Consider the following 20,908-nt stretch of genomic DNA (forward strand, 5'->3'; position numbering starts at 1 on the left):
GTTCCCCTCGGCTTCACCCCGCGACCATGACCCGTACCGCGCTCGTCACCACCGCCCTGCCCTACGCCAACGGCCCGCTGCACCTGGGCCACCTGGTCGGCTACATCCAGGCCGACATCTGGGTGCGTGCGCGGCGAATGAGCGGCGGCAAGGCCTGGTTTGTCTGCGCCGACGACACCCATGGCACGCCGATCATGCTGGCCGCGGAAAAGGCCGGGGTCACCCCGGAAACCTTCATCGCCAACATCCAGGCCAGCCACGAACGTGACTTCGCCGCCTTCGGCGTGGCCTTCGACCACTACGATTCGACCAATTCGGCGGCCAACAAGGCGCTGACCGAGCAGTTCTACCTGAAGCTGGAAGCGGCCGGCCACATCAGCCGGCGTTCGGTGGCGCAGTTCTACGACCCGGCCAAGGGCATGTTCCTGCCCGACCGCTACGTCAAGGGCATCTGCCCGAACTGCGGCAGCCCTGACCAGTATGGCGACAACTGCGAAGTGTGCGGCGCGACCTATGCACCGACCGACCTGAAGGAACCGCGTTCGGTCATCTCCGGTGCCACGCCGGAGATGCGCGATTCGGAGCACTTCTTCTTCGAGGTGGGCCACTTCGATGCGTTCCTGCGCGAATGGCTGGCCGGCGATGTTGCCCTGCCGGGCGTGAAGGCCAAGCTGGGTGAGTGGCTCAATGCCGAAGGTGGCCTGCGCGCGTGGGACATCTCGCGCGATGCGCCGTACTTCGGTTTCCAGATTCCCGGCCAGCCAGGCAAGTACTTCTATGTCTGGCTGGATGCGCCGATCGGCTACCTGTCCAGCTTCCAGACCCTGTGCGGCAGGATCGGCGAAGACTTCGAAGCGCACCTGCGCGCAGGCACCGCCACCGAGCTGCACCACTTCATCGGCAAGGACATCGTCAACTTCCACGGCCTGTTCTGGCCGGCGGTGCTGCACGGTACCGGCCACCGCGCGCCGACCCGCCTGCACGTCAACGGCTACCTGACCGTGGACGGCGCCAAGATGAGCAAATCGCGCGGCACCTTCGTGATGGCGCGTACCTTCCTCGATGCCGGCCTGGAGCCGGAAGCGCTGCGCTACTACTACGCCGCCAAGTCCGGCGGTGGCGTCGACGATCTCGACTTGAACCTGGGTGACTTCATCGCCCGTGTCAACGCCGACCTGGTCGGCAAGTTCGTCAACCTCGCAAGCCGCTGCGCCGGCTTCATCAGCAAGCGCTTCGACGGCCAGCTGGCCGCGCAGCTGCCCGATGCGGCGCAGTACCAGCGCTTCGTCGATGGCCTGGCGCCGATCCGTGAAGCCTACGAACGCAACGACCCGGCCGCTGCGATCCGCCTGACCATGACCCTGGCCGACGAAGCCAACCGCTACATCGACGACGTCAAGCCGTGGGTCATCGCCAAGCAGGAAGGCGCCGATGCGCAGCTGCAGGCCGTTTGCAGCCAGGGCCTGAACCTGTTCCGCGTACTGGTCACCGCCCTGAAGCCGGTGCTGCCGGCCACCGCCGCACAGGCCGAGGCCTTCCTGGCCGCGCCGGTGAACGACTGGACCGAGCTGGCACAGCCGCTGCTCGGCCACCGCATCACTGAGTACACCCCGCTGTTCACCCGTATCGACCCGAAGAAGATTGACGCCATGATCGACGCCTCCAAGGACACCCTGCAGCCGGCCGCCGCTGCCGCCCCCGCCGCCAAGCCGGCCGCTCCGGCTCCGGCTCCGGCCAAGGACGACGCAAAGAGCGCCGACGCCCCGGCCTACATCGGCATCGACGATTTCGCCAAGCTCGACCTGCGCATCGGCAAGGTGCTGGTGTGCGAGTTCGTGGAAGGTTCGGACAAGCTGCTGCGTTTCGAACTGGATGCAGGTGAACTGGGCAAGCGCCAGATCTTCTCCGGTATCCGCGCCAGCTACGGCGAGCCGGAGAAGCTGGTCGGCCGCAGCGTGGTGTTCATCGCCAACCTGGCCCCGCGCAAGATGCGCTTCGGCCTGAGCGAAGGCATGATCCTGTCGGCCGGTTTCGACGGCGGTGCGCTGGCGTTGCTGGACGCCGACAGCGGCGCGCAGCCGGGCATGCCGGTCCGCTGATGCCTGCAGCGGGCGTGGCCTCGGCCGCGCCCGCCGGCAGCACCGGCCACCGTAGGCAACGCGATGGGAAGCAACGGAATGGAACTGGCGCTGTTCGACTTCGACCACACCGTGACCACCTGCGATACCTATGGCCGTTTCCTGCGCCGGGTGGCCACCGCCGAACAGCTGGCGCAGGCGTGGTGGAAGGTCGGCCCGTGGCTGGCCGCGTACAAGCTGAAGCTGATCTCGGCCGAACGCATACGCGCACGCGTCACCCGCCTGACCTTCAGCGACCGCCACAGCGATGACATCGCCACGCTGGCGGTCGGTTTCTCGCGTGAGTTCCTGCCCGACGTGGTGCGCCCGGAAATGCTGGAGCAGATCCGCTGGCACAAGGAACAGCGGCACACCGTGGTGATCGTGTCCGGCTCGCTGGATCTGTACCTGCGGCCATGGTGCGAGCAGCTGGGCCTGCAGTTGATCTGCAACCGGCTGGAAAGCCAGGACGGTCGTCTGACCGGTCGCTATGCCGGTGGCGACTGCGGCCCGCACAAGGTCGAGCACATCCGTCGCCAGTTCGATCTGTCACGCTACGTGCGCATCCATGCCTACGGCGACAGTTCCGAAGACAAGCCGATGCTGGCGCTGGCCCACGAGCGCTGGTTCCGTGGCAAACCCCTTAAATGACCCCACCGCGCAGCCTTCGCCACGCATGAGCCTGATCCCGCCCCTGACCGAACGCCTCGACCGCCTGCTGCCGCAGACCCAATGCGGGCAATGCGGCTACGACGGCTGCCGCCCGTACGCGCAGGCGATGGCGCGTGGCGAGGCGAATGTGGACCGCTGCCCGCCGGGGGGCGATGCCGGTGCGCGTGCACTGGCGCAGGTGCTGGGCGTACCGGCCAGGCCCTACGACCGTGCGCGCGGCGAGCACAAGGCGCCGCAGGTGGCGTTGATCGTGGAAGCCGACTGCATCGGCTGCACCAAGTGCATCCAGGCCTGCCCGGTGGATGCCATCGTCGGCGGCGCAAAGTACATGCACACGGTCATTGCCGATCTGTGCACCGGCTGCGAGCTGTGCATTCCCCCATGCCCGGTGGACTGCATCGAGCTGGTGCCAACGTAGCCACCGGACCAACCGGCGGTGGAGCGGCGGGGTAGAGTCGACTGTTGGTCGACTGCTCTTCATTCCGGCGGCGCAAAACCCCGCGCTGCGCGCGACAGTCGACCAACAGTCGACTCTCCCCCCTCCGCTGGTGGGAGGTGACCTTGCCTGCCGTTACGGCACCGCCGCCGTCACCACGATCTCGACCTTCCACTCGGCGTGGGCCAGCTTGGCTTCGAAGGTCGCACGGGCCGGGGTCGCGCCCTCGACCACCCACTCGTCCCACGCCTTGTTCATGCCGTCGAAGTCGGCGATGTCGGCCAGGAACACTTCCGCGCGCAGCACGTGCTGGCGGTCACTGGCGACCAGCGCCAGCAGCTTGTCGATCTCCGCCAGCACCTGCCGGGTCTGCCCGGTGATGTCCTGGCTCGTGTCTTCCGGAATCTGGCCGGAGAGGTAGGCGACCTTGTTGTACACGGTCATTTCGGACATGCGCGGTCCGACGTCGTAACGCTCCATCATGGGCGTGGCTCCTGCGGGTGATCAGGCCTGCATTGTCCTCCAAACCGGTCAACGGTGGGTGCATGGGCAACCTTCGCGCAGCCCCACTACCGGGCTACGACACGCACGCTGGTCAAATGACGGCGACAGGCGCACGATGCGCCACGCCCGCGTTGACACCGCACTCGCCCTTCCTGACGCACCCTTGCGCCGATGACCCCAGACACCGACCCCGCCACCGCTTCCTCTACCCCGGCATGGAAGCGGGTCCTCACCATCGTCGTTCCCCTGCTGATCCTTTCGCTGGCCCTGCATGGCCTGGCCAGTGAATTCGACGAGCACGGCTATCGTGCCATCCGCCAGGCGTTCCGCCAGCTCAGCGGCATGCAGATCGCGCTCACCGTGGTGCTTGGCCTGGCCAGCTACGCGTGCCTGATCGGCTTCGATGCCATCGGCCTGCGCCGCAGCGGCATCCGCGTGCATCCGGCGCGCATCGGCATCACCGCCTTCCTCGCGCATACGCTGGGCCAGACCGTCGGCTTTGCCGCGCTGACCGGTGGTGCGGTGCGCCTTCGTGGCTACCGCAGCGCCGGCCTGGACCTGGCTCAGATCGGCCAGGTAGTGCTGATGAGCACGCTCGGTTTCGTGTTCGGTGCATGGCTGTTGATCAGCGTCGCGCTGTGCATGGAACCTGCGGCGGCGGCGTTGGCATTGCCTTTGAATCCCGAAGCCGTGCGCGTGGTCGGCATCGTCGCCCTGCTCGCCTATCTCGGCACCGTGCTGCTGGTCGGCCGCGATGGACGGCAGTTCAGCGTGTTCGGCCATGCGTTGTGGCTACCCGACCGCCGGACCATGATCGGCGTCACCGTGCTCAGCGTCATCGAGCTGGTACTGGCCAGTGCTGCGTTCTATGTGCTGCTGCCCGACTCCACTCCCACCGGCCTGCCCGGCTTCGTCGGCCTGTACCTGGTGGCGGTGCTGGCCGGCCTGGTCTCGACCGTGCCGGCCGGCCTGGGCGTGTTCGAATGGAGCCTGCTGAAGCTGTTGCCGCAGGTGGCACCGGCGGCGGTGCTGGCGGCGGCGCTGATCTACCGCGTTACCTACTATGTACTGCCGCTGGTACTGGCTACCCTGCTCGCGCTCGCGCCCGCCCTGCGCCAGCCGCTGCAGGCCAGCGCCGGCGCAACCCGTGCCGGCTGGAACGCGCTGCGCCCATGGTTGCCGCAGATCATCGCGCTGGCGGTGTTCAGCATCGGTGCCGCGCTGGTCATCGACGGCACGCTGCCGACGCCGCGCCGTCACCTGGTCAACGCCTCGCTGCCGATCCTCGAAACCTCGCACCTGATCGGCAGTCTCAGCGGCGTCGCACTGCTGCTGATCGGCCAGGGCCTGGCCCGGCGCAGCCACGCCGCGTGGATGCTGGCGATGGCGGTGTGCGTGATCACCCCGCTGCCGCTGTGGCTGCGTGGTGGCCAACTGTTGATCGCCCTCTCGGCGGTGCTGGTGGCGATGGCACTGTGGGCCGCACGTCGCGAGTTCTACCGCCAGGGCGCGCTGCTGGACGAAGCCTGGTCATGGCCGTGGCTGCGCAACCTCGGCCTGGTGCTGGTGGCGGTCACCTGGCTGCTGTTCTTCACCTACAGCCATGTCGAATACCAGAACGAGTTGTGGTGGCAGTTCGCGGTGTCGGGCAACGCACCACGCGCGCTGCGCGCGTTGCTGGTGGTGGCCATCGCGCTGGTGATGTTCGGCCTGGCGCGGCTGCTGCATAGCACGCGCAGCCCACTGCCGGCCGCCGACGAAGCCACGCTGCAATCGCTGGCACCGGTGCTGGCGGGTGCTACGGACACCCAAGCCTGTCTGGTACTGACCGCCGACAAGGCAGTGCTGCGTGACGACGCCAGGCTGGGCTTCGTGATGATGCAGCGCTATGGTGGCTCGCTGATCGCAATGGGCGATCCAGTCGGCCCGCCGGACGTCGCCCGTGCACTGATCTGGCGCTTCCGCGAAGAAGCCGACCGGCTTGGCCTGCGTCCGGTCTTCTACCAGGTCGGCGAGACGTACTGGCAGACCTATCTCGACCTTGGCCTGGGGCTGGTCAAACTGGGCGAAGAAGCGATGGTGCCTCTGCACGACTTCGGCCTGGAAGGTCGCGAACGTGCCGACCTGCGCCAGGCCTGGAACCGCGGCAAGCGCAGCGGCCTGTCGTTCCGCGTAGCGCCAGTGGAGGAAATTCCCAGCCTGCTGCCGCGCCTGCACGCGATTTCCAACGCCTGGCTGGATGACAAATCCGGGGACGAAAAGGGTTTCTCGCTGGGCAGCTACGACCCGGACTACCTGGTGCGCTTCCCGGTGGCGCTGGTCGAGGCCGAAGGCCAGATCGTGGCGTTTGCCAACCTGTGGCAGGCACCGGCCGGTGCCGAGCTGTCGGTGGACCTGATGCGCCACGTCAACGAAGCGCCGAAGGGGACGATGGACTTCCTCTTCATCGAGCTGTTCCTGTGGGGCCGCGCGCAGGGCTATGCGCGGTTCTCGCTGGGCATGGCACCGCTGTCCGGGCTGGCCCAGCATCGCCTGGCCGGTCGCTGGAACCGGCTGGCCGGCCTGCTCGCGCGGCATGGTGAGCGCTTCTATGGATTCAGTGGCCTGCGTCGCTTCAAATCGAAGTTCGATCCGCAGTGGCGGCCGCGTTACCTGGCCGCACCGGGCGGCATGCACCTGCCGGCGGCGCTGCTGGATGCCACGCGCCTGATTTCACTGGACCCGCGGCGATGTTGAGGCCGCGATCCGTCGAGCAGGGCTCGACGCTACACTTCGCCGGGTAGGTGTCGACCTTGGTTGACACGTCAGCGACGGCGGTCGGGCATGGCTTGACGCTACATCCCGCCCTTGAGGATTACCTCGGCCAGGCGATCGTAGTCACCACCGAAATGGTGATCGCCCGGCAGCTTCACCTTCCTCACGCCGTCATTGGCCGGCAGGTCCGGGCACAGTGCATCCTCATCCTTGTCGCCGTATACGCACAGCGTTTTTTCCGCCGGCAGCCTGGCCACTTCCGGCGCGATCGGCAGACCGTCACCGCCGCCGCCCAGCCAGTTGCTGACGTGGAATTCGAAGTCGGCCTTCCTGCCCACCGACAGCAGCACGATACGGTCCAGCGCCGCGCGGGTATCGGCATCGAGCTGGTTGATGGTGGCCGGCAGCACGTCGGCGCCCTGCGAGAAGCCGATCAGCATCACCTTGTCGCGGTGCCACTGCTGGCGGTAGTGGTCGATGATCTTCTGCAGGTCACCGGCAAAGCCCTTCGGCGTGCGCTCGCTCCAGAAGTAGCGCAGCGAATCGATGCCGACCACCGCTACGCCATGCTCGTTGAGTGACGACGCCACGTTCTTGTCCAGGCCGGCCCAACCACCGTCGCCGGAAACGAACACTGCAAGCGTGTCGCCGTTGCCGGCGGCTGGCATCTCCACCACCGGCAGGCCCTTCAGCGCGGCCGGCGGCGGTGCCAGGCTGACGCCGGCCTGCGCGCCGATTACCCGCGCTGCGGCCACCAGGCCCGGCGAGGCATCACCGCGCGCGGTGCGCTTGAACTCACGCGCCATCGCGACCTGCTGCACGAACCGGCTGGCCTCCCCCACCTTGCAGCCGTGGTCACCGGCCGCACTCAACCACGGGAAGTTCAGCTCGGCAGGCTGAAGTTTGTTGTGCTTCACACCATCGCCGCAGACCATGCGCTGGTGGTTGTGGTCCGGACAGAAGCCGGTGGTCAGCACGCCGGCGAACACCTGGGTATCGGCCTGCGCTGCGAGCGAGTAGGCCATCTCGGCACCTTCATCATCACCGCCGACCAGCGGCAGGTGGTAACCGGGCAGATGCAGCGAGGCCTGCAGCCAGCGCGAGAAGTTCTCGACGTCACCGGAACCGAACGAACAGGTCGGGTCACCCTCGCGCTTGAGCACCCCGCGCAGGTGCGCGATGTCCACGGCGGCAACCATGGCGCCGTCGGCACGCAGGGCCTCGATCGGCAGGCGGCTGGTGTCGCCACCGGCGGTGGGCTCATGGAACCAGATCACTACCCGCTGCGGCGTGCCGGCCGGCATGTGCACTGGAATCTGCTCGAACCGCCCGTGGCTGAACTGCTGCACGTTGGCCGCCGCCATCGCCGGCAGCGCCGCCAGCGCCAGAACCACACCCATTGCCCAGCCCAGCCCTGCACGCTTCATATCGCATCCCCGATGGAATACGCACACGATACGCCGCCGCCGCGTGCACGGCACGTACCGGCGCAGGCCGTTGGGGATTCAGTGGGCCGTGGTACGCCGACCGCGCCGGTACAGTGCCAGCGCCAGGTACAGCAGCCAGCCCACGATCACCACGATCACGGCCTTCTGGCCCAGCCCGCGCGGCGGACCGGCGCGCCACAGCACATGCAGCCACAACAGTGCGAACGCCAGCCAGGCCCAACCCCAGAGCAGGCCGGCGGCAGACTGCCAACCCGGTTCGCGGCGCAGATACCAGGCCTGCAGCAGCATGCCGACACTGGCGCACAGGAACGCGGTGTTGGCCGCCAGCCCGTGGATGAACGGCGCCAGCAAGGGGGTGGCTTCCGGCAGCCAGCTGTCACCGATGGCGACCGTCACCAGCCCCAGCGCTGAGACGCTGAACAACAGCGGCGCCGCCGCACTGCGCCGCGGACCGATGCTGCCGCGATACAGCGCAATGCCAAGCACCGTGATGGCCAGCGCCAACAGGCAATATGCCGCACGCAGCGCCAGCCCCCACGGCCCGTGCAGGTAAAGGCTGAGCGTGGCCCGCACCCAGTCCAGATCGGCACGTGCGAACTGCGTCCACAGCGCGGTGGCCACAAACAGCAGCAATGCCACCAGCGCCAGCGCTGCCGCCGGGCGCGTGCGGTTCATGGTGCGGCCTCAGGATGCCGCGCCTTCCATTCGGCCAGCGCCTTGCGATAGCGCTGCAGCTCGTCGGCATACAGGTCAAGCACGCACAACGGGCAGCCACTGCCGCAGCATTCGTTGGGACCGGGCTCTTCCGGCGGCAGCGGGCGGGGATCGGGATCAGGGTCGGACACGGTTGGAGGCGATAGCCGATGGAAACAGGCCACCAGTGTACCGGGCTGGCTCAGCGCCCCAGCTGACGGCGCAGGTTGTCGCGCGCGGCCGCATCCAGGCGCTGATGGAAGAAGTCACTGAGGAAAATCCGCGGTGCACGCAGCAGCCCCTGCAGGAATCGACGCCGGCCAGCACGGTACAGGAAGCCCGGCACAACGCCCCTGTATTCCTCGGCTACACCACGGTCATAGGCGGCGAACACCGGCTCCGGCGCGGCCAGGATCGCCATGTCGCAGTCAAGGAACAGCGCCGCCTCGGCATCCACATCGTCCCGGCCAAGCGCACCATGGCGGGCGGTCAACAGGATCAACTGCTCCACGCGGGCGGTGTCGACGCCGGCAAGCTCCGGCGCCTGCGCGATCGCCTGCAGGGCGAGCGCTGCCGAGCGTGCCTCGTTGTCCTTGCGGCCGGCCTCGTAGATCGCGTCGTGGTAGAGCACGGCCAGATAGACCTCGGCCGGCTGCCGCCAGCCCGGGCCTTCGGCCACTTCCTGGCAATGCTGCAGCACTGCGCGTACATGGCCGAAGTGATGGTAGGCGCGTGGCGGCGTTGCATAGCTGTCCTGCAGCGCCTGCCACTGCGCCGGAGCAAGCGTCAGCGGTGAGAAGTCCATGCCCCGATCATCCCGCCTGTGCCGGTGCCGGGCAAGCTGGTGGTTTTTTCACCACTCACTCACAACGCTTGCCGGGCGGGGCCCACAGCCGGTTGTCCACAGCTTTGTCGAGCGCTGGTCCACATCGGTTGTGGATGAGCACGGCGCCGACCAACGGTCGCTGCAGCCTGGCATCCATGGGAATACACTCGCCACAGGCGGGAGCGCCCGCCGCTGCCGGGAACCGTCATGTACCGTTCTGCCGCCCATTGCCTCTGCCTTTCGCTGCTGGCTTTCTGTGTTCCTGCCTTCGGCGCAGGCCAGGCACCGCCCGCCGATGTGGTGACGTCCCCGACCATCACCGTGTCGGCCGCACGTGTGCCGACCCCGGAAGAAGTATTCGCCATTCCCGCGGACCTGCGTGCGATGCTCCAGAAGCGGGTGATCCAGCGCAGCTACTCCCGCGACCAGCGGCTGCAGGCGCTCGTAGAGATGATCTTCGATCAGCACGGGCTGGACCTTCAGTACGACGCCGATGCGACCTACACCGTCAGCGATATCTGGCAGCACCGCCGCGCCAACTGCCTGGCCTTCACCCTGCTGTTCGTGACGCTTGCACGGGAGGCTGGTATCCAGGCCCGCGTGCAGGAAGTGGGGCAGGTGGTGTCCTGGTACCAGAACCAGGACGCGGGCGTGGTCTACAGCGTCGGCCACGTCAATGCCGGTGTCGACGTCGGCGGGCGTTTCGGTACCGTCGATCTGGATCGCAATGTGCTCTATGACCGCCGCGGGCCGGTTCCCGTGAGCCGTGCTCGGGCATTGGCGCACTTCTACAACAACCTGGGTGCGGAGCGCCTCGCCGACGGTGACTTCGGCGGCGCTCGTGCATTCTTCGACGCTTCCCTGGCTCAGGACAGCGGGTTCGCTCCGGTGTGGAACAACCTCGGCGTGCTCGACCACCGCGAAGGCAACAACGAGGCGGCGCGGCAGGCGCTGGATCGGTCGCTGCAGCTGGACGGCCGCCAGGATGCTGCACTGACCAATGCCTCCGCGCTGTTCCGCAGCCTGGGACTGACCGCGCAGGCGCAGTCACTTGAGCGCCGTTTGAAGTCGGTGCAGCGCGAAGATCCGTTTGCGCAGTACATGTTCGGCGCCCGGGCCGAACGCGCCGGCCAGCTGGACCAGGCGATCCGCTATTACCGGCAGGCCATGCGCCTGTATGACACCGCGCATCAGTTCCACTTCGGGCTGGCACGGGTCTATTTCCTGGCTGGCCAGCTCAAGCGCGCCGACCGCGAACTGCTGCGTGCACAGGAACTGGGGGGCGCGCCGGAGCAGGCGCGCTACCAGGCCAAGCTGGACAGCCTGGCCCGCTGGCGCGCGCAGCAGCAGGCCCGGCGGTGAAGGCGATCAGGCCTTCTTGAGGAAGCAGGTCTTCAGGACCAGGCCCTTGATCTTGTCCGAGTTGCCTTCGATGTGCTCGGCATCGTCCTCGACCAGGCGGATGTTGCGGATCACGGTGCCCTGCTTGAGCGGGATCGAGGAACCCTTGACCTTCAGGTCCTTGATCACGGTGACGGTGTCGCCGGCCTGCAGGGTGTTGCCGTTGCTGTCACGCACGACCAGGGTCGAACCGGCGCTTTCCTCGGCGGTCCATTCGAAACCGCAGTCGGCGCAGATCCACAGCGCACCATCGGCGTAGGTGTTTTCCAGGGTGCACTGCGGGCAGGCGGGGGCAGAAGACATCAGCAAGTACCTCAAAGTGAATCAACAGCCGCCATTGTAACCGCCTGACCCGGAGACCCATTTCCCTGGCCGGTATCCGGCCAGCGCCATGACCAGGGCCGGAACAGCACGCTCGTGGAACTTGCAGTCGGCCGCGAACTGCAGCAGAGTGCGCGGCCCCTGATCGCCCCCGGAACTCCCCATGCGCCTCGGCATCGACTTCGGTACCAGCAACTCCGCCGCCGCCATCGTGCATGAGGGGAAACTGCTGCCGATCCGTTTCGGCGACGCCGAGCAGTTCCGTACCAGCGTGTATTTCCCCGGCGTGGTGCCCGACCCGGACGACTTCCAGCTCGATGATGGCCAGGAACACCAGCTGCAGCAGATGATCGACAGCGCCGCACGCGCAGCCCGTGCCGCCGGCCAGGAACGCACGCCACAGGCACTGCGCCGCGAAGCCCTGCGCGCACTGCGGCGGGAATGGATGGAAGCCCGCGCCGGCAAGGAACGCAGCGCCAGCGACCTGCTGCAGAACGCGGTCTACGGCGACGATGCGCTGGAAGCCTATTTCGAGGAACACGAAGGCAACCTGGTGCAGAGCCCGAAGTCGATGCTGGGCTACAACCTGCACCCGCGCGCGAAGCAGACCATCACCGGCATCGCCGCGCACATCCTCGAACACATCCGCCTGACCGCCAGCGCCCAGCTCGGCCGCCCGCTGCGTGCCGCCCTGCTCGGCCGCCCGGTGCAGTTCCGCAGCTCGATCGGCGCGGCCGGCAACGACCAGGCGCTGGACATCCTGCGCGAAGCGGCCACCCAGGCCGGCTTCGACCGGATCGATTTCCTCGAGGAACCGGCCGCGGCGGCCATGCATTACCACGCCGAAAGCCGCGAACGTCACCAGGCGGTGATCGTCGACATCGGTGGCGGTACCACCGACATCGCGCATGCAGAAGTCGGCGGCAACGACGCCCCGCGCATCCACCGCGCCTGGGGTATCGCCCGCGGCGGTACCGACATCGACCTGGCGCTGAGCCTGTCCAGCTACATGCCGCTGTTCGGCCGCGGTATCACCCGCGTACCCGCCCACCACTACGTGGAAGCAGCGACAGTGCAGGACATGACGCGCCAGCGTGACTTCCGGCAGCACAAATACGATCACGTCGACGACCCGTGGGGCGCGCGCCTGCAGGCCCTGCAGGACAGCGGCAATACCGCCCGCCTGTACCGCGATGTCGAACGCGCCAAGATCGCCCTCAGCGCCGCCAGCGAGCACCGCAGCACGCTGGACTACATCGCCCGCGACCTGCATGCCGACAGCAGCGCCGACGGCCTGGCCGCCGCCGCCCAGGGCTACCTGGAGCAGATCCGTGAACTGCTGGCGCAGGTCCGCAGCGACATCGGCGGCGACCCGGATGCGGTATTCCTGACCGGCGGCATGTCCCGTGCCGGCTACCTGCGCCAGGCCGTGGCCGAGGCCTTCCCGGGTGCCCGCATGGTCCATGGCGAGCCCTCGCTGGGCGTGGTCCAGGGCCTGGCATTGGCGGCAGCCAGCCAGGATTAACAAAACGTTACGCGGTCTAAGTTACTCTTGGTCGGCTAGAACTCCGCTGCACCTTCCACCGGCCACGCCGGTGTGTGTCCACGGTGCAGCCTGGCCCGCCCTGCGGGCCTAGCGGCCATGCCTTCCTGGCTCGATCATGGTCCGCGCAGCACCTGAGCCGCCATCGAGACCCGCTTTGGGCACCCGCCAGGCCCCTGTGGCCTTACAACCTGACGCAGCACCTGCACCCATCGACTGCCGCCGTTGTGACGCGGTCTGTTGCCGGCTGCCCGTGCTGCTGCAGCCCGGCGACCACGTGCCCGGCCAGTTCCTGTCACGCGACACCCACGGCCGTGCCGTGATGGCGCGCAACGAGGAAGGCTGGTGCGCGGCGATCGATCCCTATCACCTGCGCTGCACGATCTATTCGCAGCGCCCGGCGATCTGCCGCCAGTTTTCGATGGGCGGCGATGACTGCCGCCGCGAGCGGCAGGACTACCTGCGCCAGGCCGACGCCTGGGCGCTTTCCTCCCCTTCCACCTGACAGGAGCAACCATGCCCCGCAAGGCAAAGACCCCCGCGAAGGCCAGCAACAGCATCCGCAGCGAACGCAAGGGCGCGGCCGCCAGCACCGTGGTCAGCAGCGATTCGATCGCTTCGGACCTGGCAGCGTTCCGCAAGGCCGGTGGCAAGATCGAAGTCCTCGGCACCACCTGGGCGCTGAAGAAAGCCAGCTGACCCAGCACCGACCGCGGCGGCGCTGCCGCCGCGGCCTGCCGGACCGTGCTCAGCGATCCAGGCGAACCCGAACACTGCCCGAATGCGACTGGATGCGGATGTCACCGTCGCCGCCGCCCAGACGCGTATCGAGGTGGCTGCCCGGCCCATAGCGCGGCCGCTCCACCTGGCCGGCATCGCTGTTGATCGAGCCGCTGAAGCTGTTCACCGACAGCTGCGCCGACACCGCGCGCGGCAGGCTCAGCGTGACCGAGGCACTGACCGATTCGACATTGATCCGGCCACCGGGTGCCAGTCCGGCTGCTGCCAGATCGATGCTGCCCGAGACGGTCTCCACCGCCAGCCGCTGCACGCGGCCAGCGTCCACCTCGACCCGGCCCGACACCGTCTGCGCGCCGATATCACCGGACACGCCGCCGCCGGCCTCGATGCGGCCACTGACTGTGTTCACGTCCAACTTCGGCGTCTGCAGGCGTGCACTGACGCTGCCACTGACTGTGTTGAGCTTGCTGTCGCCACTGCGGCCAGCCGCGCTCAGGCTGCCGCTGACCGTGTCGGCCTGCAGCCGCCGTACATCGATGCCACTGATGTCCTGGCTGGCACTGACCGTGCTGAGCAGCAGTTCCACCGAACGCGGTACGTTCAGTACCAGTGTTGCGCCGCCGTTATTGCTGCGGCGCGGGTACTCGATCTCCCAGCGCACACGGTTGGCGCTTTTTTCCTGACGCAGCTGCAGGCCATCGCTGAGCGTGCCGGTGAGCTGCACGTCATTGCGGTCCCAGCCACGCACGGTCACCTTGCCGGCCACGTTGCTCAGCTCGATGCGACCGCCCGCGGCCAGGGTATGGCGCTCGTCGATGCGGGTATCGGCCAGCGCCACGGCAGGGGCCAGCAGCAGCGCGACACAGCAGGAAATCAGGGTTCGGGTCATGGGGGTCTCCTCAGGTCGTCAAGCCGGACTCGGCGGCATAGGCCGCCTGCCGGGTCAGTTCCAGCCGCAGCGCATAGGTGCGCTTGAGCTGGCCAAGCAGGTGCGGCGCACGCGGGTCCTGCGCCAGGGCGGCACGGATCTGCGCCGCGCTTTCATCCAGTTCGTGCAGGGCCGGCTGCCATTCCGGCGCCCGTCCGTCGGGCAGCGAAGCGACGGCCTGCCGGTACTGCTCGGTCATCGCCGCCGCCTGCAGCTGCAGCGCTGAAGGTACCGGTACCTCTGGCTGCGCATGGCGCCACGGCGCCACGGCGTAGACCGCCAGGCTGGCCGCCAGGGCAGCGCCGACCGGCAGCCACCAGCGGCGCCGCGAGCGCGTTGGCAGGGCCACCACGTTGTCCGTTGGCACAGGTGCTGCCTGCGGTTCACGCGGCGGCAGCTGGGCCGACAGGCGTGCCCAGCCATCGGTGGGGACATCGCGCTCGTTCGGCAGCCCGCGCAGCCGGGCCAGCAGGTCGTGATCGGAATCGTATTCGTGTGTACTCATGTCATGTCTCCCAGCCGTGCGCGCAACAGGCCGCGCGCACGATGCAGCTGTGCCTTGGAACTGCCGACGGCCATCTGCAGCTGCTCGGCGATTTCCTGGTGTTTCCAGCCTTCGATGTCGTGCAGTACCAGTACCGCACGCGCCCGTGGCGGCAGTGTCGACAGCGCGCGCTCAAGATCGCGCTCGGTGCCGGCACAACGGTCATGCACCGCCAGTTCCTGCAGGCCTCCGTCGATATCATCGAGGCTGTCGTGGTCCTGCCCGGCAGCCCGGCCGCGCAACTCCATCAGCGCGGCGTTGACGCCCAGCCGATGCAGCCAGGTGGACAGGCTGCTCTCGAAACGGAACCCTGGCAGTGCTTTCCACGCCTGCAGGAAAGCCTCCTGCAGCGCATCCTCGGCACGTGCCTGCTGGCCGCCACACAACCGCCACAGGACAGCGAATACACGCGGCGCGTGACGCCGGTACAGCCGTTCGTAGGCAGCGGTGTCGCCCGCGGCCGCCGCCCGCACCAGGGCGGGTTCGTCGACGGCGTCATTGGCGGCAGGCGGCGCGGGCATGGTGGTGTCGAGCATATCGCTTGGATGCGGCGACCCGGGAAAAGGTTTAGAGCCGGTCGATGATCGATGGCATGCAACCTTTTGGATGGCGGCTGCATCCATGGAAGGTCCTTCGCGAAATTGCCGTCCGGGAGTCCTGCCATGTCCAGCCCATCCTGCGCCGCCCTGCTGGTGATCGCTGCCTGCGTCCTGCTGCAGGCGCTGGGCCTGTCACTGCAGCTGCGCCCCGACAACGGCCGCGCCTGCCTGCAGCAGCACCGCCAGGAGCTGGTGTGCCTGGCCTGGACCCCGGCGGTCGAATCCCCCGCACGCGCCGGGTAACATCGGGGGCCGTTATTGCCACCTGTCGTCACCCCCCATGATGTTGTCGCTGAAGGATCACCTGCCGGCCTGGACCTACCCTTGGCTCCACGACGCCGGAATCGCCGCGAAGATCCTGCTCACCCTGCTGGCCGCGTGGCTGCTGCGGGTGCTGGCACGGCGCTTGATCCGCCGCTTCGCCGAGCACTACACACTGCCGCCGGAGATGGCGATGGGCGCACGCCGGATCAGCAGTTTCGTGGTCTATTTCAGCGCAGTGCTGTATATCCTCAGCCTGCTCGGCGCATCGCCGTCGGTACTGTGGACCGCGTTCACCGGCTTCGCGGCCGTGGGCGCAGTGGCCTTCTTCGCGGCGTGGAGCGTGCTGTCCAACATCTTCTGCACGCTGCTGATCTTCACCACCCGCCCGTTCCGCCTGCATGACTACATCGAGGTGCTGGAGAACGGCGAGAAGCCGGGCCTGAAGGGCCGGGTGATCGACGTCAACCTGATCTACACCACCCTGCAGGAGACCGGCGACGGCCACGAGGGCACGGTGCTGCAGCTGCCGAACAACCTGTTTTTCCAGCGCACGGTGCGCCGCTGGCGCGACCCGGCACAGGCACCGGGCGGCATCCAGGGCGACGGCTGAGGGTGGAGTTTTCGGCAGGGCTGCGCCCTGCACCTGCAGAGGCCGAAGCCGAAGCAAGATCAAGAGCGGCATTCCGTGGGATGGCGGGGCGGTGTGGGTGGTCAGGACACGCCGTAAACCCATCCATGGGGGCTCGATGGCGCCATCCATGGCGACAACGGTCCTGCCCACCCACACCGCCCCACCTCTGACAGATTCCGCGCGCTGTTGGTGGGTGCCGACCGTTGGTCGGCACATCTGTCAGATATCGATAGTCAAAATTGGATCCGACCCCGTGCCGACCAACGGTCGGCACCCACCATCAGCAGCAGGTTCCAACAGATCGCGGAAATCTGTCGAAGGCGGGGTGGGTCCGGTTGAGGGGGTGTGAGCGCCATGGATGGCGCGACCAAGCCCCCATGGATGGGTTTACGGCGTCCCCCTCAACCGGACCCACCCCGCCAACCCACGGAAAGCCAGCCTTTGATGTTGACGTTGCTTCTGCAGGTGCAGGGCGCAGCCCTGCAATAAAACACCCCTTTACCTCAGCTGGCTGTCCTTGCTGCCACGCCGGTTGTACCCGGCATGCGCCTGGTCTTCGTCATCCCGCGCCTGCTGGCACGCAACGCACAGCCGCACACCAGGCACAGCCTGGCGCCGCGCCAACGGAATCGGCGCGCCGCATTCCTCACAGTGTTCCAGACCGGGCCCCTCGCGCAGCTGGCGCCGCGCGCGGGCGATCGCATCGTCGACGGTGGCGTCGATCTGGTCCTGGACCGCGCCGTCTCCCGCCCAACCGGTGGCCATGGCCATCCTCCGCAGGTGTGTCGCCTGATATGGGGACGATACACCCGCGCACAAAGGAGCAGACCGGTGTTGAACCGAGCCATGCCCGGCTGATCTTCAGCAATCTGAGCAGAACGTGGAGGGCTTCAACCAGGTAGATCGCGACTTAATCCCCTCCGTCCCCTTTTTGCTTACCAGACCAGGTCGTCCGGCACCTGGAACTGCGCGTAGTAGGCGTCGTCCTCGGCGTTGCCGGTGGAGATCTCGGCGGTCGAGCCCGGCTGGCCGTGGTCGACGATGATCGCTTCCGGCGCGCGTTCACGCACCTTCTCGGCGGCGACTCGCGGCAGCAGGGCGTAGCCCTCGCCATGGGCGACGATGACCAGCACACCCACCGACAGCGCCTTGCGCAGCTTGGGGTCGATCAGCAGGGTGCGGATCGCCGCGCCATCACTGAAGCGGTACTCGTCATCGCCCTTGTGGGGCACGGCATGGGCCGTGATGATCTGCTTCGCCTGCGCCTTCTGTTCAGCCAGCTTGGCCTGGGCGTTGCGCTCGGCGGCCAGCGCGCGGTCGCGCTCGACCTTTTCGGCGCGGGCCCGTTCAGCCTCGCGCTGCACGTCGGCCGAGGTCGATTCGGCCTTGCCCTGCCGGGCCTTGGCCTGCGCGCTCGCGGCAGCGCTGGCCTGCGACTTCTTGGCCAGGCCGGCCTTGAGCAATTGTTCCTGCAACGCGTTGGGCTTTGCCATGGTCGGTGCGTACCGCGTGTAATCTTGGATGCCCCATTCTACCGACGCCCCGCCGCCCCTGCATGGCAGTCCTGAAGTACCTCACCGGCTATCCCGAACCCCTGGTCGCCCAGGTCAGCGAACTGCTGGCGCAGGGCAAGCTCGGCCCCTGGCTGCAGCAGCGCTACCCCGACCCGCACGAGGTGCGCAGCGACCGTCAGCTGTACGACTACACGCAGGAGCTGAAGGACCGCTACCTGCGCAAGTCGGTGCCGCTCAACAAGGTCTGCTATGACAACACGCTGGAAGTGATCAAGCACGCCCTGGGCACCCATACCGCCATTTCCCGCGTGCACGGTGGCCGCCTCAAGGCCAGCCGCGAGATCCGCATCGCCACCGTGTTCCGCCAGGCACCGGCGGCCTTCCTGCGCATGATCGTGGTGCATGAGCTGGCCCACCTGAAGGAAGCCGACCACAACAAGGCCTTCTACCAGCTGTGCCAGCACATGGAACCGGATTACCTGCAGCTGGAGTTCGATACCCGCCTGTACCTGACCGAGCTGGCCAACCGCGGCCAGCGCTGACCGGCCGCAGCGGCTACACTGCGCGCCCCCTGCCTGACCTTTCCGCCATGGAACCGATCCGTCTCGACAAACGCCTGTCCGCCCTGCTCGGCATCCCGCGCGGCGAAGCGCGACGTTACATCGAAGGCGGCTGGGTCACGGTCAATGGCGAGGTGGTGGAACAGCCGCAGCGCCCGGTCGATGACAGCGCCGAGATTGTCGTGGCCGAGCAGGCCAGCGATGAAAAGGCCGAGCGGGTCAGCATGCTGCTGCACAAGCCGGCCGGCGTTGCCGCCGAGACCCTGTGTGCGCTGGTCAGCAGTGACAGCCGCAGCGAACTCGATGCCAGCGACATCCGCCCGCTGCAGCGGCATTTCCACGGCCTGCAGCTGGCCGCATCGCTGCCTGCGGCCGATAGCGGGCTGGTCGTGGTCAGCCAGGATCCGGCCACGTTGGCGCATCTGCAGCGCAATCTGGGCCGCACTGAGCAGGAATACCTGATCGAAGTGGCCGAGGGCGGCCCAGAGCGCGGGCCTTGGTTGATGGCGCGCTTGCAGCAGGAGGCCGGCGGCGGCAAGGTCAGCTGGCAGAGCGAACAGCGGCTGCGGTTCGCCGGCAAGGGGCTCACCGCCAAGGGCCTGCGTGCAGCGGTGACAACCGCCGGGCTGCAGGTGACAGCGGTGCGCCGTCTGCGCATTGGCCGCGTGGCGCTGGGGCCGCTGCCGCCGGGCCAGTGGCGCTACCTGGGCAGCGACGAGCGGTTCTGAGGCCCATCCACGCAGGGTGTGATATTGCCTGGAGCAGCCATCCACGCATGTGTGGATCTACTGCAATGGGTCGGCTGGCTTTCATCCGCGCATGGCGTGGATCTACCATCGGGGCATGAGCCTGCCCAAGCCCCTGTGGCGACGCCTGCTGCGCATCGCTGCAATCCTCCTCGCCGCGCTGTTGCTGCTGGTCCTGTCCGGGCTGCTGCTGGCCGACCATCTCACGCCACAGGCGCAGGGCGCGCCCTCGCAGGTACTGCCACTGCAGCCGGCGCAGACCCGTATCGACCAGGAAATCGTGCCGCTGCAGGACGCCCACCCCGGGCAGTCCGGCGTGGCGTTCCTCAGTGATGGCATGGATGCCTTCGCCGCACGCGCGATGATCACCACGCACGCAGGCCGCAGCCTGGACCTGCAGTACTACATCTGGCACGACGACCTGATCGGCCACCTGATGGCCAAGGCGCTGTATGACGCCGCTGAGCGCGGCGTGCGCGTGCGCATCCTGCTCGATGACATGAATGCCAAGGACAAGGACGCGCTGATGATGGCGCTCGATGCGCATCCGAACATCGAGATCCGCTTGTACAACCCCTTCCGCAACCGCACTGGCATCCTGCGCATGGTGGAGATGGTGCAACGCTTCTTCAGCGTGAACCATCGCATGCACAACAAGAGCTGGATTGCCGACGGCCGGGTCGCGATCGTCGGTGGCCGCAACATCGGCGAGGAGTACTTCAGCGCACGCAACGATGTGAATTTCCAGGACCTGGATCTGCTGGTCGCCGGCCCCGCCGTGGAGCAGGCCAACCGTATCTTCGACGACTACTGGAACAGCAAAGCTGCCATTCCGGTATCGGCGCTTGCCTTCCATACCGATGCGCAGCTGCGCCTGCTGGTCCGCGAATCGGATCATGAGGCGCAGCGGGACGTGGCCCGGCCCTACCTTGCGCGCGTGGCCGAATCGCGCAAGCGGCAGCGACCGAGCCCCGAGCCGCTGCACTGGAGCGGTGCAGTTCGCATCGTGTCAGACCCGCCGATGAAGCACCGCAATGACGATCGCGCTGCCTGGCTGGTGTCGACCCTCATCAGCGAGCTGCAGGCCGCCAGGCACAAGGCCCTGTTGATCTCGCCCTACTTCGTTCCCGGCAACGAGGGCCTGGATGGCTTTTCGGCCATGGCCGGGCGGGGCGTGCAGGTCGGCGTGGTCACCAACTCACTGGCCGCCAATGACGTCGCCGCCGTACACGGTGGCTACATGGGCTACCGCGTGCCGTTGCTCGAAGCCGGCGTCCACCTTTACGAACTGAAGGCACAAGGGCAGTCCGGCGATGCCGGCGTGTTCGGCAGCAGCGGCGCGAGTCTGCATACCAAGGCGTTCCTGGTCGACGACTGCCGCGGTTTTGTTGGTTCGTTCAACCTCGACCCGCGCTCGGCCTATCTGAACACCGAGATGGGCGTGCTGTTCGACGATCCGGTGCTGGGCGCACAGCTGCGGGACGAGTACCTGCGCTTGGCTGATCCCAGGCACAGCTGGTGGCTGGCGCTGGACGATCGTCGTCGGTTGCGCTGGCTGGAGCGCGAGCCACCACCGCACTGGGTGGAGGCCGAGCCGGGGGCAACGGCACGCAAGCGCTGGATGTCGCGAGTGATCAGCTGGCTGCCGGTGGAATCGCAACTGTAG

General features: G+C 67.5%; 24 protein-coding genes. 13 read left to right on the plus strand and 11 right to left on the minus strand.

What is annotated here, in order from left to right:
- Positions 1 to 26 precede the first annotated feature (26 nt).
- From metG to rnfB, 3 genes are all read left to right on the plus strand, one after another.
- Complete coding sequence (gene metG, locus FQS62_RS16290; protein ID WP_099588715.1) at positions 27 to 2,099, plus strand: methionine--tRNA ligase; 2,073 nt, start codon at positions 27 to 29, stop codon at positions 2,097 to 2,099.
- Between the two features lie 78 nt (positions 2,100 to 2,177).
- Entirely contained in the window at positions 2,178 to 2,768 is a 591-nt protein-coding gene (locus FQS62_RS16295; RefSeq protein ID WP_208043354.1) for an HAD family hydrolase, read from the plus strand.
- Positions 2,769 to 2,793: 25 nt separating this feature from the next.
- Positions 2,794 to 3,207 (plus strand): Rnf electron transport complex subunit RnfB, encoded by a 414-nt coding sequence (gene rnfB, locus FQS62_RS16300; protein WP_053091904.1) that lies wholly within the window; start codon positions 2,794 to 2,796, stop codon positions 3,205 to 3,207.
- A gap of 153 nt (positions 3,208 to 3,360) precedes the next feature.
- Here the strand turns inward: rnfB and FQS62_RS16305 are convergent, their stop codons facing one another.
- On the minus strand, positions 3,361 to 3,708 hold the full coding sequence (locus FQS62_RS16305; RefSeq protein WP_005418155.1) for a RidA family protein: 348 nt from the start codon (positions 3,706 to 3,708) through the stop codon (positions 3,361 to 3,363).
- A gap of 192 nt (positions 3,709 to 3,900) precedes the next feature.
- Between FQS62_RS16305 and mprF the strand changes: the two genes are divergently transcribed.
- Complete coding sequence (gene mprF / locus FQS62_RS16310) at positions 3,901 to 6,465, plus strand: bifunctional lysylphosphatidylglycerol flippase/synthetase MprF (protein WP_208043353.1); 2,565 nt, start codon at positions 3,901 to 3,903, stop codon at positions 6,463 to 6,465.
- A 98-nt stretch (positions 6,466 to 6,563) separates the two neighbouring features.
- Here the strand turns inward: mprF and FQS62_RS16315 are convergent, their stop codons facing one another.
- From FQS62_RS16315 to FQS62_RS16330, 4 genes are all read right to left on the minus strand, one after another.
- Positions 6,564 to 7,910: a virulence factor family protein gene (locus FQS62_RS16315; RefSeq protein WP_170935762.1), complete on the minus strand. Its 1,347-nt coding sequence runs from the start codon at positions 7,908 to 7,910 to the stop codon at positions 6,564 to 6,566.
- Between the two features lie 78 nt (positions 7,911 to 7,988).
- Positions 7,989 to 8,606: a DUF998 domain-containing protein gene (locus FQS62_RS16320; protein WP_088479580.1), complete on the minus strand. Its 618-nt coding sequence runs from the start codon at positions 8,604 to 8,606 to the stop codon at positions 7,989 to 7,991.
- On the minus strand, positions 8,603 to 8,776 hold the full coding sequence (locus FQS62_RS16325) for an oxidoreductase-like domain-containing protein (protein WP_049443904.1): 174 nt from the start codon (positions 8,774 to 8,776) through the stop codon (positions 8,603 to 8,605). Before FQS62_RS16325 ends, FQS62_RS16320 begins: the two co-directional genes overlap by 4 nt.
- Positions 8,777 to 8,826: 50 nt before the next feature.
- Positions 8,827 to 9,429, minus strand: coding sequence for an HD domain-containing protein (locus FQS62_RS16330; protein ID WP_088479579.1), 603 nt, complete (start codon positions 9,427 to 9,429; stop codon positions 8,827 to 8,829).
- Between the two features lie 228 nt (positions 9,430 to 9,657).
- On the opposite strand from FQS62_RS16330, the gene FQS62_RS16335 reads away from it, so the two are divergent.
- Positions 9,658 to 10,812, plus strand: a complete 1,155-nt coding sequence (locus FQS62_RS16335; RefSeq protein ID WP_208043352.1) for a tetratricopeptide repeat protein — start codon at positions 9,658 to 9,660, stop codon at positions 10,810 to 10,812.
- Positions 10,813 to 10,818: 6 nt separating this feature from the next.
- Here FQS62_RS16335 and FQS62_RS16340 read toward each other — a convergent pair whose 3' ends face one another.
- Positions 10,819 to 11,154 (minus strand): zinc ribbon domain-containing protein YjdM, encoded by a 336-nt coding sequence (locus FQS62_RS16340; RefSeq protein ID WP_010482882.1) that lies wholly within the window; start codon positions 11,152 to 11,154, stop codon positions 10,819 to 10,821.
- Positions 11,155 to 11,335: 181 nt separating this feature from the next.
- Here FQS62_RS16340 and FQS62_RS16345 point away from each other — a divergent pair, with 181 nt between their 5' ends.
- From FQS62_RS16345 to FQS62_RS16355, 3 genes are all read left to right on the plus strand, one after another.
- On the plus strand, positions 11,336 to 12,697 hold the full coding sequence (locus FQS62_RS16345) for an Hsp70 family protein (RefSeq protein WP_208043351.1): 1,362 nt from the start codon (positions 11,336 to 11,338) through the stop codon (positions 12,695 to 12,697).
- A 271-nt stretch (positions 12,698 to 12,968) separates the two neighbouring features.
- Complete coding sequence (locus tag FQS62_RS16350; RefSeq protein WP_005410565.1) at positions 12,969 to 13,220, plus strand: YkgJ family cysteine cluster protein; 252 nt, start codon at positions 12,969 to 12,971, stop codon at positions 13,218 to 13,220.
- 11 nt (positions 13,221 to 13,231) lie between these two features.
- Positions 13,232 to 13,414 carry a hypothetical protein gene (locus tag FQS62_RS16355; RefSeq protein WP_005410566.1) on the plus strand — a complete coding sequence of 61 codons (183 nt, stop codon included), beginning with the start codon at positions 13,232 to 13,234 and terminating at the stop codon, positions 13,412 to 13,414.
- A 49-nt stretch (positions 13,415 to 13,463) separates the two neighbouring features.
- Here the strand turns inward: FQS62_RS16355 and FQS62_RS16360 are convergent, their stop codons facing one another.
- The 3 genes from FQS62_RS16360 to FQS62_RS16370 are packed head-to-tail and all read right to left on the minus strand — an operon-like array spanning position 13,464 to position 15,464.
- Positions 13,464 to 14,345 carry a DUF4097 family beta strand repeat-containing protein gene (locus FQS62_RS16360; RefSeq protein ID WP_049443897.1) on the minus strand — a complete coding sequence of 294 codons (882 nt, stop codon included), beginning with the start codon at positions 14,343 to 14,345 and terminating at the stop codon, positions 13,464 to 13,466.
- Between the two features lie 10 nt (positions 14,346 to 14,355).
- Entirely contained in the window at positions 14,356 to 14,889 is a 534-nt protein-coding gene (locus tag FQS62_RS16365; protein ID WP_088479577.1) for a hypothetical protein, read from the minus strand.
- The gene (locus tag FQS62_RS16370; protein WP_088479576.1) at positions 14,886 to 15,464 is read right to left on the minus strand and encodes an RNA polymerase sigma factor; all 579 of its coding nucleotides are present in this window, start codon (positions 15,462 to 15,464) and stop codon (positions 14,886 to 14,888) included. Before FQS62_RS16370 ends, FQS62_RS16365 begins: the two co-directional genes overlap by 4 nt.
- Positions 15,465 to 15,590: 126 nt before the next feature.
- On the opposite strand from FQS62_RS16370, the gene FQS62_RS16375 reads away from it, so the two are divergent.
- A complete protein-coding gene (locus FQS62_RS16375) occupies positions 15,591 to 15,770 on the plus strand; it encodes a hypothetical protein (protein WP_005410570.1) in 180 nt (59 codons plus the stop codon).
- Between the two features lie 37 nt (positions 15,771 to 15,807).
- The gene (locus FQS62_RS16380; protein ID WP_080354789.1) at positions 15,808 to 16,401 is read left to right on the plus strand and encodes a mechanosensitive ion channel domain-containing protein; all 594 of its coding nucleotides are present in this window, start codon (positions 15,808 to 15,810) and stop codon (positions 16,399 to 16,401) included.
- A 519-nt stretch (positions 16,402 to 16,920) separates the two neighbouring features.
- Here FQS62_RS16380 and FQS62_RS16385 read toward each other — a convergent pair.
- Both FQS62_RS16385 and FQS62_RS16390 read right to left on the minus strand, forming a co-directional pair.
- A complete protein-coding gene (locus FQS62_RS16385; protein WP_049443890.1) occupies positions 16,921 to 17,187 on the minus strand; it encodes a DksA/TraR family C4-type zinc finger protein in 267 nt (88 codons plus the stop codon).
- Between the two features lie 170 nt (positions 17,188 to 17,357).
- A complete protein-coding gene (locus FQS62_RS16390; RefSeq protein ID WP_049443888.1) occupies positions 17,358 to 17,915 on the minus strand; it encodes a DUF2058 domain-containing protein in 558 nt (185 codons plus the stop codon).
- A gap of 62 nt (positions 17,916 to 17,977) precedes the next feature.
- On the opposite strand from FQS62_RS16390, the gene FQS62_RS16395 reads away from it, so the two are divergent.
- The 3 genes from FQS62_RS16395 (at position 17,978) to FQS62_RS16405 (ending at position 20,908) form a co-directional block, all read left to right on the plus strand.
- On the plus strand, positions 17,978 to 18,478 hold the full coding sequence (locus FQS62_RS16395) for a M48 metallopeptidase family protein (RefSeq protein WP_043035443.1): 501 nt from the start codon (positions 17,978 to 17,980) through the stop codon (positions 18,476 to 18,478).
- 47 nt (positions 18,479 to 18,525) lie between these two features.
- Positions 18,526 to 19,224: an RNA pseudouridine synthase gene (locus tag FQS62_RS16400; RefSeq protein WP_057499283.1), complete on the plus strand. Its 699-nt coding sequence runs from the start codon at positions 18,526 to 18,528 to the stop codon at positions 19,222 to 19,224.
- A gap of 91 nt (positions 19,225 to 19,315) precedes the next feature.
- Positions 19,316 to 20,908, plus strand: coding sequence for a phospholipase D family protein (locus tag FQS62_RS16405; protein ID WP_049451534.1), 1,593 nt, complete (start codon positions 19,316 to 19,318; stop codon positions 20,906 to 20,908).

Source organism: Stenotrophomonas sp. SBJS02 (assembly GCF_020428325.2).
GTDB lineage: Bacteria > Pseudomonadota > Gammaproteobacteria > Xanthomonadales > Xanthomonadaceae > Stenotrophomonas > Stenotrophomonas africana.

Coding starts and splice junctions, on each gene's coding strand:
- FQS62_RS16395 (WP_043035443.1), top strand. CDS start 17,978: ATGGCAGTCCTGAAGTACCTCACCGGCTATCCCGAACCCCTGGTCGCC.
- FQS62_RS16345 (WP_208043351.1), top strand. CDS start 11,336: ATGCGCCTCGGCATCGACTTCGGTACCAGCAACTCCGCCGCCGCCATC.
- FQS62_RS16295 (WP_208043354.1), top strand. CDS start 2,178: ATGGAACTGGCGCTGTTCGACTTCGACCACACCGTGACCACCTGCGAT.
- FQS62_RS16370 (WP_088479576.1), bottom strand. CDS start 15,464: ATGCTCGACACCACCATGCCCGCGCCGCCTGCCGCCAATGACGCCGTC.
- FQS62_RS16315 (WP_170935762.1), bottom strand. CDS start 7,910: ATGAAGCGTGCAGGGCTGGGCTGGGCAATGGGTGTGGTTCTGGCGCTG.
- FQS62_RS16400 (WP_057499283.1), top strand. CDS start 18,526: ATGGAACCGATCCGTCTCGACAAACGCCTGTCCGCCCTGCTCGGCATC.
- FQS62_RS16320 (WP_088479580.1), bottom strand. CDS start 8,606: ATGAACCGCACGCGCCCGGCGGCAGCGCTGGCGCTGGTGGCATTGCTG.
- FQS62_RS16335 (WP_208043352.1), top strand. CDS start 9,658: ATGTACCGTTCTGCCGCCCATTGCCTCTGCCTTTCGCTGCTGGCTTTC.
- FQS62_RS16385 (WP_049443890.1), bottom strand. CDS start 17,187: ATGGCCACCGGTTGGGCGGGAGACGGCGCGGTCCAGGACCAGATCGAC.
- FQS62_RS16360 (WP_049443897.1), bottom strand. CDS start 14,345: ATGACCCGAACCCTGATTTCCTGCTGTGTCGCGCTGCTGCTGGCCCCT.
- rnfB (WP_053091904.1), top strand. CDS start 2,794: ATGAGCCTGATCCCGCCCCTGACCGAACGCCTCGACCGCCTGCTGCCG.
- FQS62_RS16375 (WP_005410570.1), top strand. CDS start 15,591: ATGTCCAGCCCATCCTGCGCCGCCCTGCTGGTGATCGCTGCCTGCGTC.
- FQS62_RS16340 (WP_010482882.1), bottom strand. CDS start 11,154: ATGTCTTCTGCCCCCGCCTGCCCGCAGTGCACCCTGGAAAACACCTAC.
- metG (WP_099588715.1), top strand. CDS start 27: ATGACCCGTACCGCGCTCGTCACCACCGCCCTGCCCTACGCCAACGGC.
- FQS62_RS16355 (WP_005410566.1), top strand. CDS start 13,232: ATGCCCCGCAAGGCAAAGACCCCCGCGAAGGCCAGCAACAGCATCCGC.
- mprF (WP_208043353.1), top strand. CDS start 3,901: ATGACCCCAGACACCGACCCCGCCACCGCTTCCTCTACCCCGGCATGG.
- FQS62_RS16380 (WP_080354789.1), top strand. CDS start 15,808: ATGATGTTGTCGCTGAAGGATCACCTGCCGGCCTGGACCTACCCTTGG.
- FQS62_RS16365 (WP_088479577.1), bottom strand. CDS start 14,889: ATGAGTACACACGAATACGATTCCGATCACGACCTGCTGGCCCGGCTG.
- FQS62_RS16405 (WP_049451534.1), top strand. CDS start 19,316: ATGGCGTGGATCTACCATCGGGGCATGAGCCTGCCCAAGCCCCTGTGG.
- FQS62_RS16305 (WP_005418155.1), bottom strand. CDS start 3,708: ATGATGGAGCGTTACGACGTCGGACCGCGCATGTCCGAAATGACCGTG.
- FQS62_RS16390 (WP_049443888.1), bottom strand. CDS start 17,915: ATGGCAAAGCCCAACGCGTTGCAGGAACAATTGCTCAAGGCCGGCCTG.
- FQS62_RS16330 (WP_088479579.1), bottom strand. CDS start 9,429: ATGGACTTCTCACCGCTGACGCTTGCTCCGGCGCAGTGGCAGGCGCTG.